The following is a 13,500-nucleotide window of genomic DNA, read 5'->3' as shown; positions in this document are numbered from 1 at the left end:
ATAAAAGCACCACGAAGTTGAACAAGTCTCTGAAATACCTCCTCATAATGGGGATTTACGGAGAAAAAAGACCAAATCTAATGTGATTTGGCCCGACATTTTCCATGTAATTCATCAATTTCCCCAAAAAAAACCTGTTGATATTATATCCGGAATTTAACGCTCGTTTTTATGGCAGTTTATTCCCTGCCGCCCGGTAAAGCTCATACCATTCTTCCCTGGTCAGCTCGACATCCGAAGCTCTGGCAATTCCTGCAAGACGCTCTACATTCATCGTCCCGACGACCGGCTGTATTTTGGCCGGATGACGCAAAATCCAGGCAATTGCGATAGCAGAGTCCGTTACCCCTTTTTTCTCGGCCAGCTCCTGCATCTTCGCGTTCAGTTCCGGGAACTTGTCATTGCCGACAAACACTCCCTCGAACATGCCATACTGGAACGGCGACCATGCCTGGATGGTCATGTCATGTAACCGGCTGTAATCCAAAATACCGCTATCCCTGACAACCGCCGGGTCGTGCTGCATGTTGACGTTGAGTCCGGCATCAATCATTGGCGTAAACATCAGACTAAGTTGCAGCTGGTTGATGATCAAATCATCCTTCAGGTATTTTTTCAACAGCTCGATTTGCATCGGGTTTTGGTTGCTGACTCCAAAATGGCGTACTTTACCGCTTTCTTTCAGTTTGGCAAAGGCCTCTGCCACTTCTTCCGGCTCCATCAGTGTATCCGGCCGGTGGAGCAGCAGAATATCAATATAATCTGTATCCAATCGTTTTAGACTGCCCTCTACCGAGTCAAGGATATGTTGCTTGGAAAAATCAAAAAACCCGTCCCTGATCCCGCACTTCGTCTGAAGTACGATGTCCTCCCGATTGATGGATGTCTCCTTTAACGCACTGGCAAAAACCTCTTCCGATTTACCGCCGCCGTAGATATCGGCATGATCAAACAAATCGACTCCATGCTCCACCGCATTTTCCATGACCTTGGCAGCCTCATTACTAGACAGCTTGTCCATCCGCATGCAGCCAAGTGAAATTTCCCCTGTATGTAAATCACTTGTTCCCAGTTTTACTTTCTTCACATCGCCACCCCTTTTTCACTATTTCTTTTATTCTATCATTATGCAAGTTGGAAGTCCCAAAGAATACTTCCGACTTTTTTCCAAGCGAGTTGTTATTTTCTTCATAAAAAGGGAAAACGCTTACCGACAAACCTACGACAGGAGGCGGGCGCCATGATCAAAGGAATCGGGCATTTGGCTTTTACGGTAGAAAATATGAAACGATCACTCGAATTTTATTGCGATTTGCTCGGATTCAAACATGCATTCAGCATCCAGGATGATAACGGAAATCCATGGATTGAATATGTCAAAGTCGGGACAGGCCAATTTATCGAACTGTTTTATGGCGGCAAAAACAAAGCAGAAGCGGACAGTAGCCACATCGGCTTCCATCATTTATGTCTGGAAGTGACGGATATCGAAAAAATAGCCAACCAATTAAAAGGTAAAGGAATCAAATTGGACAGCGAGCCAAAACGAGGAAAGGACGACAACCTTCAATGCTGGGTTTCGGATCCGGACGGCAATCCGATAGAGTTTATGGAAATCAGCAAAACGTCCCCGCACTGGGTTTGGTACGATTAAAAAAGGGAGTGTATCACATGAAGGATTATAACAAACTGGAGGCATTCCCTTCAGAAGATTCTGCTTTTGAAAGGATAAAAGAGATCAAAGCTAAAGGAATACCAGAACGACATATTTGGATTGTTTCCCAACATAAAGAAGACGCCGGCATGTTGAACGAGCTTACAAATGTTCAATACAAAACCGTTGAAACAGCCACTAGCGAAAAATTCGCTTCCCTTTTTTCGGACAAAGCTGGCGAAGAAAAGGTACTGGACAAATTGAACATCAGCCCGGAAGAAAAAGAATTATATGTTGATCGATTGAATGATGGACAGCTGCTCGTGTATATCGAAGATCCCGATTTAAAAGATAGTACTTCTTATCCGTCCACCCAGCCTACTTTGTTTGATATTAATCATAAGAGTAATAGGAATGAAGGTTCAGAGAGGGAGTAAAGACGACTTCTCCCTCCTTCTCATGACCAATTGTGAATATATTCACAATTACGCCATAACTTTATGACTAAAATGTGAAATTATTCACAATTACCTTTTCTTCTTCCTAAATCATGATAAGATGTAAGTGTAATAAGAAATACACAAGATCTTGTACAAAGTAATGTGAAATGTTGAACAAAGTTTACAGCCCTTATCTTATTAAACAAAAGGAGTGTTCTACTATGTTAGAACTATTGAGGAAAAACAATATTGTCGCTGGTCTGTTAGCTGTCATCCGGATTTACCTTGGATACCAATTCATTCACGCAGGGATCGAAAAACTGACAGGCGGCGGGTTCGACGCCAGTGGATTCCTGCAAGGGGCCATCGCTTCTGCAACAGGTGAACATCCAGCTGTCCAAGGATGGTGGGCGACATTCCTTGAACATGTCGCACTGCCAAATGCTAATCTCTTCTCTTTCCTTGTCATGTGGGGTGAAGTATTAGTCGGTATCGCCTTGATTCTTGGATTGTTGACCAACTTTGCGACCTTGATGGGCATGGTCATGAACTTCGCATTCCTGTTCAGCGGAACCGTAAGCACCAACGGCCAAATGATTTTGCTAGCCATCTTCGTCATCGTAGCAGGCGCCAATGCTGGCAAGTATGGCTTGGACAGATGGGCAATGCCTTACCTGCGCAGCCATACACCAATCAAGAAAAACCAGAAAAAAGAAACCGCAACAGTCTAAATAAATGAACCGAACAATCCTATCAGACCAAATCACCAGGTGATTTGGTCTCTTTTTATGGGGTTTTTCTTTCCTCCATGAAAATTAATTGTAATTTTATGTTAAAATCGGATCAATAGCTCGAAATTCCAATTTACAAAAGGGGACGGTCCATCGTGCGGAAGGAAAATGTTTATAAAGCGATACAATGGTTCGGTTTTATCATTGTACTGTTGTCACTGCTAGCAGATCGTTCAATCAGTGGATTCGGACAAGGACCTGTATGGGGTTTTTCTTACTTTGCTTGCATAGGAATTATACTAGGGGCAACCATTACATTTGTCTCCTCCTATAAAGCAAAAAATATAAAGATGGGAAAACAGGAGTGATCATACTTGTCGTTTTCTGATAGATAAGGAGATACGTATGGAGAGCTGGCTTATAGATATTGTAGATAAATTTGGGTACATGGGAATTATGTTTTTAATTGCATGTGAAAACATTTTTCCCCCTATTCCTTCAGAAGTAATTCTTTCTTTTGGCGGATTTTTGACGACCACTTCCGACTTAACCAAAACAGGTGTCGTCCTCTCCGCCACAGCAGGCTCTGTCCTTGGAGCGATCGTTCTTTACATAATCGGCCTCCAGCTAGACGTTTCCAGTTTAGAAAAGATAGTAAATCGGTGGGGGCACCTTCTCCGTCTGAAAACATCCGATTTGCATAAAGCAGATTCATGGTTTGATAAATACGGACCTTGGACCGTTTTCTTTTGCCGCTTTGTTCCGCTGGTAAGGAGTCTGATTTCCATACCGGCTGGCATGTCCAATATGAATGTAACAGTATTTTTACTGCTTACAACCGCAGGCACGTTGATTTGGAATGTCGTACTGGTATATGTCGGGGCGTCCCTCGGAGCTTCTTGGCAAGAAATCGCACACTCGATGGAGGCCTACGCCCGTGTTGTTTATCTAGTACTGATTGTCCTGGTTATCCTGCTGGCTATTCTCTTCTTCCGTAAGAGACGACGGAGCCATGGAAAGTGAATAAAGGAGGTAACATTCGAATGGCAATTTTTACAGGTTATCTTATCGCCCTACTGGCAGCTGCCATCGCTTATCAATTTAGTGAAGGCAAACCGAAAAAGATGAAATACAAGATTTGGGGATTTACGATCATGCTGGTGATTTCCCCATCGTTAGCTTTCGGATTGGGATTGACGTATGCAGTACTCGTAAAAAGTGGCTGGGCCGCAATGATCATGTTCTATCTATTCCCATTGTTTTTTCTGATTGGCCTTTTTGTTTTAATAGCGGGGATTCTTAAGAAGAAAGAAGCAAATTCACGAAAGGATTCTATACATGAATAAACCCTATAGTAAATGGTCTGCGATTCTGGCCGCCATTGGTGCAACAGCTATTTTTGCGTCGTATGCCATAGCCCCTGAACAGCCCGAAGGTATGTTGGTCGTCCTGATCCAAGTATTATTTTCCACCGCAATTATCACCGGGATTCTCAGTCTGATTTTCAGTTTTGTCGGGTTTAGAAAAAAAGAACCCGGCTATTTGAAATTTATCGCCCCTATTATCGTTTGTTTGGTTATTTTGACGTTTCTTATATCGTTTGTGATCATGGTCGTCAGCTTTTTCTAAGGATTGCTATTTTTTAGAACGAAAGGAAGTATGACGGTTGATGGCTAACGAGGATCCATTAATAACTGAGACCAATCGGGTGAAACAAAAATTCAAATGGGGATGCTTGTTCTGGCTTGGCATTTTTGCAGCCGCCCCCTTTTTCTAGCCTTTGTTTTTATAGACCTTGACACTCTATTAAGTTACTCTTATATTCTCGCACTGCTTATTCGCATCGTTTTAATGATATATTTATCCTGGCTGACGCTTCCTGCAGCAGTAATCAGTCTTTTACTAAACAAACAAAAATACCAAAAGATCCCACATTGCGATCGGCGTCTGCATTTTAGTAAAAGTATTGGAGAATCACGTTCAAAGTGGTCGCGGTCCAGGTGCATGGGAATATCTCCTATGGCTTTTCCAGGAAGGTGCGATAGTGGATTATTTATGGGTGATTGGCTATCTTTATCTCGTCTATTGGTGGATAATGGTATTTAAAAGGGAAAAGAAAAAGGAGGAAATCCTGTGAATCTGGGAAATGAGTACTTGAACATTGTTATTCAACGATTTAAGAGCGTTAAAAGTCTCGGAGAAAAAACGATCAAGCAATTATCGGAGCGGGACATTTACTGGGTCTACAACGCAGAATCCAACAGTGCCGCCATTATCGTCAAACATCTGAGTGGCAACATGGTCTCACGGTGGACGGATTTTATGAATTCCGACGGAGAAAAACTCGATCGAAATCGTGACGGAGAATTTGAAGATACCATTTCATCGAAAGCTGAGCTGTTGGAGGTGTGGGAGCACGGATGGCAAAAATTATTTGCTGCTTTGAATGACTTAACGGAGTCCGATTTATTGAAAACGGTCTATATCCGTGGAGAAGGCCACTTGGTTATCGATGCCATTGAGCGACAACTGGTGCACTATGCTTCGCACGTCGGTCAACTCGTCTATATAGGCAAGCAAGTGAAAGATTCAGAATGGGAAACGCTCAGTATCCCAAAAGGAAAATCACAGGAATTCTTGGAGCAAATGCTTGATCAACAAAAAAAGAAAGACTGAAACGGGGGATAAAATGGATGCTACCTTTCCTGTCGATGGTGCAGTATTCAACTATAGAGCTGCCGCGGTATTGACGAAAAACGATCATGTATTACTGCACAAGCAAGTTCACGAAAGTCATTGGGCACTTCCAGGCGGCAGAGTGGCAATTCTAGAGGATTCGCAAACGACCGTCAAAAGAGAAATAATGGAAGAGCTGGGCTGGAGTATTGACGTACATCGTCTGCTCTGGATAACAGAGAATTTTTTCGAATATAATAATCGGAATTACCATGAAATCGGGATGTATTACCTTGCTTCCACTGCCAAAGCAATCGAGGCGACTACAGATGCATTTTACGGAGAAGAAGGCGGACGATTAATCTATCAATGGGTTTCCCTGGATGACCTGGAAAATAAGACGCTGGTTCCGAAGTTTCTTAAAAGCTCTCTGCTAGAATTACCGGCTGCCCCCGAGCATAAACTAATCTTTGACAATTTCCGGGGAAATAATCAGGAAAAAGAAAGAGAATAATGTAGCGCTTCTCATTCAATTTCACAGCTGTTATGACGATCTCTGCCACGCTCTTTATAGTGGTGTTGGATGGTCCGTCCATTTGACCCACCCTTCTCTCATATAGCCATTGACTTGTCAGTGCGATTCTCTTTCTTTGAACTTGACTAAAATCGTTCTAACATTCTCCGTGTTACCTATCATCATTTACAAAATGAAATTTTCAACCAAAAGGAGACATCATCGTGATCAAACCAAGGAAGATAAGCGGGGGAGACAAAATCGGCATCATTACCCCCTCTGCCCCTGCACCTGTTAAATTCAAACAACGTTACCAAAGAGGACTGGAACAGTTACGAAACCTTGGTTACCAGGTAGTAGAAGGAAAGTGTTCCACCCGACAGCAGGCTTATCGATCTGGAAGTATAAAAGATAGAGCCGAAGAAATCAATGCATTCTTTTATGATGAAGAGATTAAAGCAATCATTAGTACGATAGGCGGTACCAACTCGAACTCTTTATTGCCTTATATCGATTACGAAGTGGTGAAAAATAATCCGAAAATCGTGATGGGATATAGCGATGTAACTGCATTGCTGTTAAGTCTTTATGCCAAAACAGGACTTGCGACGTTTTACGGGCCTGCGATTATCCCTTCGTTCGGAGAATTCCCTGAAATGCTGCCAAAAGGATTGGAATTTTTTCAACATGTGGTCACCAAACAAAAAAATGCTCCTTATACGCTTGAGATCCCGGAAAAATGGACTGACGAAATGCTCGATTGGCATACACAAAATCGGGCTAAAAAAATGTACATAAATGAGGGATGGAATTGTTTGCGGGAAGGCAAGACCACCGGAAAATTGATCGGCGGCAATTTAAATACCATGTCAGGCTTCCTGAATACCGAATATTTCCCTGACTTAACCGACTCCATCCTTTTTATCGAAGATTCTTTTAAAGACATGGCAGTCGAAGAAAGACTGTTCAGCATGCTGAAAGTATCCGGGATATTTGATAAGATCAGTGGTTTGATTGTTGGAAAACACGAACAGTTCGATGACTTGAACGCACCTTTTACCTTAGATGAATTGTTGCTCGAAGTGATCGGTGACAGGGACATCCCTATCCTGACAAATGTGGACGTAGGGCATACCTTTCCGTCCCACGTCTTCCCCATCGGCATTCAGGCAGAGTTGGATGCTGATCATGGGAACATCACCTTTTTGGAAAATGGCGTGAGCTGACAAGCGGATAGTTTGCCACCTTTTAACAACTGAAACCCACTCGCTTTGATGGAGTGGGTTTCGTTTTGCAATCAACAGTTATACTACAAGCTGTTGCAGTGTACTTTTTTGCAATTATGCTGGTATCCGATTACATTAAAATAGTAGAAATAAATGCGAAGGAAGGCTTTGATTATGTCGGAATTCACACAGACCGCCACCGCAAATAAAACCAAACGGCCGCTTGTACTGGCTGCATTGGTGATTTCGATGTTTATGGCAGCCATTGAAGGCACCATTGTTGCTACGGCGATGCCCGACATCGTCGGAGATCTTGGCGGTTTTTCAGTTTACAGTTGGGTTTTCTCTTCTTTTCTGTTAATGCAGGCAGTCACTACGCTTATCTATGGAAAACTATCAGACTTGTTCGGCAGGAAACCCATATTCCTAATAGGCGTTATCATATTTTTGGCCGGTTCCCTATTATGCGGACTGGCTACGACAATGACGATGCTGGTTGTATTCCGGGTTGTACAAGGACTTGGAGCTGGAGCGGTGCAGCCAATCGTCACCACCATCGTCGGCGATATGTACACAGTCGAAGAACGCTCCAAAATCCAGGGCTACTTGGCCAGTGTTTGGGGAATTTCTTCTGTAGTCGGACCACTGCTCGGCGGGTTTATTGTCCGTTATTCAGACTGGGCTTGGATTTTTTGGATGAATATCCCGCTGGGAATTATCGGGATGATCGGTGTCATTTTGTTTTTCCATGAAGATGTTACCAAAGAAAAGAAATCGATCGACTATATTGGCTCGAGTTTGTTTTTCCTTGCCATTTCTGCTTTGATCGTCGTGCTCGTTCAAGGCGGGGCTGCCTGGGCTTGGACTTCGCCTCAGGTACTGGTATTGATAACTGTATTTATTATTGGGGCCGTTTTGTTTATATGGCAGGAGAAAAAAGCCACAGCCCCTATGATGCCGCTGGGAATCTGGAATGACAAATTGATCACTATCGCCAACCTGGCAACTTTGACATCCGGAATGATGATGATCGGGTTGTCCAGTTTTCTGCCGACCTATGTACAAGCAGTGATGGGATATTCCGCCATTGTCGCCGGCTTTACTTTGTGCACCATGTCGATTGGCTGGCCGATTTCGGCAACCATTGCCGGCCATTTGGTGTTGAAAATCGGCTTCAGGCCGACCGCGATTTTGGGAGGAACCGCTCTGGGAATCGGCGGGTTGCTGTTTGTATTCCTGGATCCTGGGAAAGGACCTGTCTATGCAGGGATAAGTTCGTTTGTGGTAGGCGTCGGAATGGGATTGTCCAGCACAACCTTTATTGTAGCGATTCAAAGCAGTGTCGACTGGAAAACCCGCGGCGTGGCCACGTCCTTGAATATGTTCATGCGTATCATCGGCAGCGCGCTCGGCGCCGCTGTCCTCGGCGGCGTGCTCAACTTGCGGATGAATCAATTGATGCAGGACAGTGGCGGAGGTGGCTCCGACGTCATCGATAGCAGTTCTACCAATGCGCTGCTGGACGAAACCATGCGCAGCCGCCTGCCCGAAAACGCCCTGGAACAGCTGCAGGACTTCCTGTCTACAGCATTGCATGCCGTCTATATCGGCCTATTTGCCATCGGACTCATCACCTTCGCCCTGACCCTCTTCTTCCCCAAGATAGAGCGGAAATAAAGTCGAATAAGGGGTCGAATAAGGGGTCAGTCCCCATTCACGTATGGGGACACACCTTGGCTGGCATCGGGGACTGTCCCTACAATCGGAAAAGCCCATCCTATCGGGATTTCCATTGGTTCCAACCAGCTTTGAACCCGATCTAGGGACTGGCCCCGGCCCTGTTTGGGGTCAGTCCCCCCCCTCTATACTCTCTCTATGCGACAATACATGACTTGAGGGATTATTTATGGGAGAATGAACCTGAATTGATTGGAGGTATTAGTATAGGTTACGAAAAACAAACGGTAATAGAAGCAATATATAATCAACTGATCACTGCCTGGAATGAGAGGAATGCTTCAGAGATGGCTGGGTTATTTAATGAGTTTGGTGAATTAATCGGATTTGATGGAAGCCTTGCCAAAGGCTCGCAAGAAATCTTTGATCACTTAAACCCTATTTTTAGAGACCATCCAACACCTCCTTTTGTTTGCAAAGTGAAATCTGTCCAATTTCTTGCTGATAACTCGGCGATACTAAGAGCAATCGCCGGTATGATTTCACCTGGTCAGCAAACCATCAATCCGGATCTCAACACACATCACACACTGGTCACAATTAAAAAGGGGGATACTTGGAAAATTGCACTCTTTCAAAATACCCCTGCCCAGTTTCATGGTCGGCCAGAGCTTGTTGAACGGATGACGAGTGAATTGAACGAATTACTCTAAGCTCTTATACAGAAGGGTGTGTTTCTTATGGTAAAAATAGTCGGGGACAAAATCATCCTTAAAGAACCCGATCAACAAGCAATCGATGAACTTTATTACTGGAAGTATGAAGAACCGGAACAGGCTGCGAAAAAATGGAATGGCCCGTACATTCCCGAAGAAAGAGTCAGTAAACAAGAATACGAAGTAAGCTGGCGACGGGAAGAACCTATTGCCCCTGGCGTTCCTGCCTCATTGATCCTTTACGTCGAAAATAAGTTGATTGGATACGTAGGTGCCTATTGGGTTGACAAAAACACGAATTGGTTGGAAACCGGGATTGTCATATACGATAAAAATTTCTGGAACGGCGGCTACGGAAGCGAAGCCTATAAGCGATGGATTGACTTCCTCTTCCAACAAACCGATTTGCACAGACTCGGCATGTCCACCTGGTCAGGAAATGTTCGTATGATCAAAGTGGCAGAAAAAATCGGAATGAAAGAAGAAGCACGTATTAGAGACGCAAGAATAGTAGACGGTAAGTATTATGATGCCATTAAAATGGGGATGTTGCGAAGTGAATGGCAAAAAAAGCAAACCTGACAGCCATATAAATGCGAATAGATTTGGAAACATGCAGAAAACACGCTTGATTAGGTCAAGCGTGTTTTGCAATAATCCGGCTATTCGGTTTTCTCCACCATTCTGGATAACCAGCTATCGAGTAGGAAATAGTGGTGGTTTAAATTTTTATAGATTTTTATGGCAACTTCTTCATTTTAAGTGTGAACTATAAGATTTCGATCATCTACCATGGAGAGAGCAGCGATTGCCTCATCTTCATTGAACAAACCTACTTCCCTGGAACTGCGAATCACACTCTTAGGAGAACCACAATCTAGTCCCTCTACAATAAACAAATAATCCTTTGCTGCTTTCCAACATGCTTCAAAAGTGAATTCAAAGCGTTGGATTGCCGCATCACGCTCAATATCATCCGGATTTTCTATCATCACCAGCTTTTTAAATGCCTTCAAAGCATTCGCTGCTGCTTGAAATCGCTGTTGGATTCTTTCCATAAGATAACCCCCTCTTGAAGGATCTTTTGCCTTAAAGAGTCATTGGCTTCCGCTAACTCAACAACATCTGTATGATAAGGAATCTTACTATTTTCAAGAGCAGCCAGCAATCTTTGCTTAAGAGCTGGGGATACTAAAGGAAAAAGGGTAAGGGTGTGATGTAAATGAACTCACACGAACGAACGTTGAATGAACTCAAGCGTATTTTGGAAAAGACGATGCCACATCATGGTGTGACAGTATATTTATTTGGATCATGGGCAAGAATGCAGCAAAAGCAAAGTTCTGATATTGATATCGCTATTGACGCCGAGCATCCTAATATCACACTATCCTCTGGACGGAATGGGGACAGTCCCCTGGAGCAATTGGGGACTGTCCCTCTTATTGAGATACGCAGACTCGATTGCGGCCGGTTCTTTTTGCTTGATAAAGCGCTTTGTCCGCATCATCGATCAAATCGGCGGCATTTCTTGTCGTGTCGTCAAAACTGGCAATCCCGATAGATACGGTGATATTCATTTGATGGCCGGAGTTTAAAATGAAAGTGAATTCCTCTACATTTTTCCGGATCAGTTCACTTAATTCAATTGCCTGATTGAGTCCGCAGTCCCGTAAAATCACGGTGAACTCTTCCCCTCCATTCCGGCTGACGATATCAAACGATCTTGTGGAGCTTTTCAGAATATTTCCCAGCTCTTTTAACACGACATCCCCTTCCCCATGACCATACCTGTCATTTATTTTTTTGAAATAGTCAATGTCGATATATAAGAGTGAAAGCTTCTCACTCATTCTTTCCTGGTTAAACAATAACTGATTGAAGGTCTCATCGAACTTCCGGAAGTTATTCAGCCCTGTCAATCCGTCGGTTGCCGATTCTGCCTTGTATCGACTGAACAATTCCTGGCTCCTTCTTGCATATTCAACGACGGAAAATGAAATGAAACCCGCTAAATAAGAAATCCCCCAATAGATTGGCACCAAAAAGAGCAGCAGTTTCTTATCATTTAACAGATATAAGACAAGGCCAGTAAATACAAGATTTGAAATAGTGACCATCCAAAATATCTTTTTCTTTTTTGAAAATTGCCTGCGGGAAATCAGCAAAGCGGCAGCAGAAATGAGCGTCACCAGAAGAATGGCCGCGAATGAGGATGTATTGAATCCGAAGAGAAAACGCCCAAAGATAATCAGCACACCTGCCGACAACGTGGGCAAATAGCCTCCATAGTAAGCCATTATAATAATGGGGATATGACGCAAATCGATAATCGTGTTGCCGATATTCATGCTGTACTGCATCAAAATGTTACTCAGTAATCCACCAAATAGACCAATAGTGATTTTCCTTCTCCAACTGGAGCCCCGGCTTAGCGGCGATGCACTAGTCATCTGTGTATAAAGAATCAACAAAGAAGACAAAATCGCCAAGTTTGAGAGTAGTTCCTTCATAATTATCACTTTCATCACCTATGTAAAAATAGCATACAATAATCCAAATAGAAACAAGAATGTTAATAATTTCACAGAGGGGACTGACCCCAATCGGGTTTGGGGTCAGTCCCCTTAAAGATACCAATTGATTTCCCGGTTTAGCCATTCAATTCATTTTTCAAAGCTTCAATCGCCTCCATGGCTTCTGCACGTTCCTTTTCGCTATTCCGCTTATTACGGGCATGAAGCAACACCGGTCTGACCGACTCCACAGATCGTCCGAAAGCTTCCATCCACGGATAACGCGGCACCATCCAAGTATGGAAATGATGGGTGGTGTCCTCGTTGTAAAAGTAATATACATAGTCGATTCCGAGTATGTCTCTCTGTGCTTTGCGTATCCTTGCCAGCAGATGGATATAATCCAATCGCTCTTCTTCCGTCAACTCATCCAGGCCCTTGATATGACGCTTGGAAGCCAGAATGACCAGTCCCTTGATTGGATAGGCAACATCCTGATGCGCATGAAAAAATGCTGTCTCTACTATTACGCCTCCATCAGGTCTTATGGCTCCACTGGTCAAGGCGCAGCTGAGACATTCGACCTCGACTGTCTTTCCGTTCGATAACGTAATGGTTCGCATTTCCCGTTCCCCTCTTTAAAGAACTGTATTAGATCGATTCCGGCTGCTTACCCAATGCAGGAATGAGTGTGGTCAGTTCTGACAGCACATCAATGACAACATCGGCTTGTGCCAGTTCCTCTTCACGAGCAAAATCGAAGTGACAACCGACCGACACCAATCCGTTTTGCTTGGCAGCTTTAATATCGGACAGCCTGTCACCAATCACTATCCCCTCTTCTATCCCATATTTATCGACGATCTGTTTGACTAGGTCCCCCTTATTCAACGAGTCGATTTGTTGAATACTGAACGTTTCCTTTACCCATCGGTCGAGCTGATAATATTCGACGATGGCGCTTAAATAATCTATCAAGCCGTTGCTCGCTATGTATATACTGAACCCGTTTCCTGCCAAATGTTGAAAAACTTCTACTACACCTGGATATAAAGCACCCTTGCCATCTCTGATATTGCTTATCAGCTGACTGAGAAAAAAGGCATCTGTTTGTTCCCTGATAGGTTCAGGGTGGTTCGGCAATAAAGTCCTCCATACTTCAGGGAGTGGTACCCCCATAATGCTGCGATACTCCTCAAGCGGCGTTTTCCCGCTCCATAATCCCTTGCTCCGTAAATCCTGAAATGTTTCCGCCAACGATAATTCTAGAATCCTGTCCGTTTGAAAAAGCGTCCCATCCATATCGAAAATAACATGTTTCACCAACAATTCCCCCTCCTCACTCCCACC

At 43.8% G+C, this 13,500-nt stretch carries 18 protein-coding genes and 1 pseudogene; 14 read left to right on the top strand and 5 right to left on the bottom strand.

Annotation, left to right across the window (positions count from 1 at the left end):
- Positions 1-169 precede the first annotated feature (169 nt).
- Positions 170-1,087, bottom strand: a complete 918-nt coding sequence (locus ABVF09_RS08435) for an aldo/keto reductase (protein ID WP_371068978.1) — start codon at positions 1,085-1,087, stop codon at positions 170-172.
- Positions 1,088-1,240: 153 nt separating this feature from the next.
- Here ABVF09_RS08435 and ABVF09_RS08430 point away from each other — a divergent pair, with 153 nt between their 5' ends.
- The 13 genes from ABVF09_RS08430 to ABVF09_RS08370 all read left to right on the top strand — a co-directional run bounded on the left by ABVF09_RS08430 (position 1,241) and on the right by ABVF09_RS08370 (position 10,216).
- Positions 1,241-1,654, top strand: coding sequence for a VOC family protein (locus ABVF09_RS08430; protein WP_153462877.1), 414 nt, complete (start codon positions 1,241-1,243; stop codon positions 1,652-1,654).
- A 17-nt stretch (positions 1,655-1,671) separates the two neighbouring features.
- Positions 1,672-2,091 (top strand): general stress protein, encoded by a 420-nt coding sequence (locus ABVF09_RS08425; protein WP_371068977.1) that lies wholly within the window; start codon positions 1,672-1,674, stop codon positions 2,089-2,091.
- A gap of 224 nt (positions 2,092-2,315) precedes the next feature.
- Positions 2,316-2,825, top strand: a complete 510-nt coding sequence (locus tag ABVF09_RS08420; protein ID WP_026572015.1) for a DoxX family protein — start codon at positions 2,316-2,318, stop codon at positions 2,823-2,825.
- Positions 2,826-2,980: 155 nt separating this feature from the next.
- Positions 2,981-3,193, top strand: a complete 213-nt coding sequence (locus tag ABVF09_RS08415; protein ID WP_026572014.1) for a hypothetical protein — start codon at positions 2,981-2,983, stop codon at positions 3,191-3,193.
- Between the two features lie 37 nt (positions 3,194-3,230).
- Complete coding sequence (locus tag ABVF09_RS08410) at positions 3,231-3,848, top strand: DedA family protein (protein WP_371068976.1); 618 nt, start codon at positions 3,231-3,233, stop codon at positions 3,846-3,848.
- 20 nt (positions 3,849-3,868) lie between these two features.
- Positions 3,869-4,171: a hypothetical protein gene (locus tag ABVF09_RS08405; RefSeq protein WP_026572012.1), complete on the top strand. Its 303-nt coding sequence runs from the start codon at positions 3,869-3,871 to the stop codon at positions 4,169-4,171.
- Entirely contained in the window at positions 4,164-4,454 is a 291-nt protein-coding gene (locus ABVF09_RS08400) for a hypothetical protein (protein ID WP_026772123.1), read from the top strand. Before ABVF09_RS08405 ends, ABVF09_RS08400 begins: the two co-directional genes overlap by 8 nt.
- A 504-nt stretch (positions 4,455-4,958) precedes the next feature.
- Positions 4,959-5,501, top strand: a complete 543-nt coding sequence (locus ABVF09_RS08395) for a DUF1572 family protein (protein WP_371068975.1) — start codon at positions 4,959-4,961, stop codon at positions 5,499-5,501.
- A gap of 13 nt (positions 5,502-5,514) precedes the next feature.
- Positions 5,515-6,015 carry an NUDIX hydrolase gene (locus ABVF09_RS08390; RefSeq protein WP_371068974.1) on the top strand — a complete coding sequence of 167 codons (501 nt, stop codon included), beginning with the start codon at positions 5,515-5,517 and terminating at the stop codon, positions 6,013-6,015.
- A gap of 224 nt (positions 6,016-6,239) precedes the next feature.
- Positions 6,240-7,241, top strand: a complete 1,002-nt coding sequence (locus ABVF09_RS08385; protein WP_371068973.1) for a S66 family peptidase — start codon at positions 6,240-6,242, stop codon at positions 7,239-7,241.
- 174 nt (positions 7,242-7,415) lie between these two features.
- The gene (locus ABVF09_RS08380; RefSeq protein ID WP_026572008.1) at positions 7,416-8,918 is read left to right on the top strand and encodes an MDR family MFS transporter; all 1,503 of its coding nucleotides are present in this window, start codon (positions 7,416-7,418) and stop codon (positions 8,916-8,918) included.
- 248 nt (positions 8,919-9,166) lie between these two features.
- Positions 9,167-9,631, top strand: coding sequence for an SgcJ/EcaC family oxidoreductase (locus ABVF09_RS08375; protein WP_371068972.1), 465 nt, complete (start codon positions 9,167-9,169; stop codon positions 9,629-9,631).
- Between the two features lie 27 nt (positions 9,632-9,658).
- Positions 9,659-10,216, top strand: a complete 558-nt coding sequence (locus tag ABVF09_RS08370) for a GNAT family N-acetyltransferase (RefSeq protein WP_153462865.1) — start codon at positions 9,659-9,661, stop codon at positions 10,214-10,216.
- A gap of 176 nt (positions 10,217-10,392) precedes the next feature.
- Here the strand turns inward: ABVF09_RS08370 and ABVF09_RS08365 are convergent, their stop codons facing one another.
- Positions 10,393-10,692 (bottom strand): nucleotidyltransferase substrate binding protein, encoded by a 300-nt coding sequence (locus ABVF09_RS08365; protein WP_371068971.1) that lies wholly within the window; start codon positions 10,690-10,692, stop codon positions 10,393-10,395.
- A gap of 164 nt (positions 10,693-10,856) precedes the next feature.
- On the opposite strand from ABVF09_RS08365, the pseudogene ABVF09_RS08360 reads away from it, so the two are divergent.
- Positions 10,857-11,057: pseudogene (locus tag ABVF09_RS08360) on the top strand (nucleotidyltransferase family protein); the annotation flags it as partial.
- Between the two features lie 19 nt (positions 11,058-11,076).
- On the opposite strand, the gene ABVF09_RS08355 reads toward ABVF09_RS08360, so the two are convergent.
- The 3 genes from ABVF09_RS08355 to ABVF09_RS08345 form a co-directional block, all read right to left on the bottom strand.
- On the bottom strand, positions 11,077-12,147 hold the full coding sequence (locus ABVF09_RS08355; protein WP_371069094.1) for a GGDEF domain-containing protein: 1,071 nt from the start codon (positions 12,145-12,147) through the stop codon (positions 11,077-11,079).
- 140 nt (positions 12,148-12,287) lie between these two features.
- On the bottom strand, positions 12,288-12,773 hold the full coding sequence (locus tag ABVF09_RS08350; RefSeq protein ID WP_153462861.1) for an HIT family protein: 486 nt from the start codon (positions 12,771-12,773) through the stop codon (positions 12,288-12,290).
- Positions 12,774-12,801: 28 nt separating this feature from the next.
- Entirely contained in the window at positions 12,802-13,476 is a 675-nt protein-coding gene (locus ABVF09_RS08345) for an HAD family hydrolase (RefSeq protein WP_026772116.1), read from the bottom strand.
- Positions 13,477-13,500: the final 24 nt, after the last annotated feature.

The sequence above is a fragment of the Sediminibacillus sp. JSM 1682029 genome (assembly GCF_041366435.1).
GTDB classification, from domain to species: domain Bacteria; phylum Bacillota; class Bacilli; order Bacillales; family Amphibacillaceae; genus Sediminibacillus; species Sediminibacillus terrae.
This window is presented reverse-complemented; position numbering and strand designations above follow the sequence as displayed.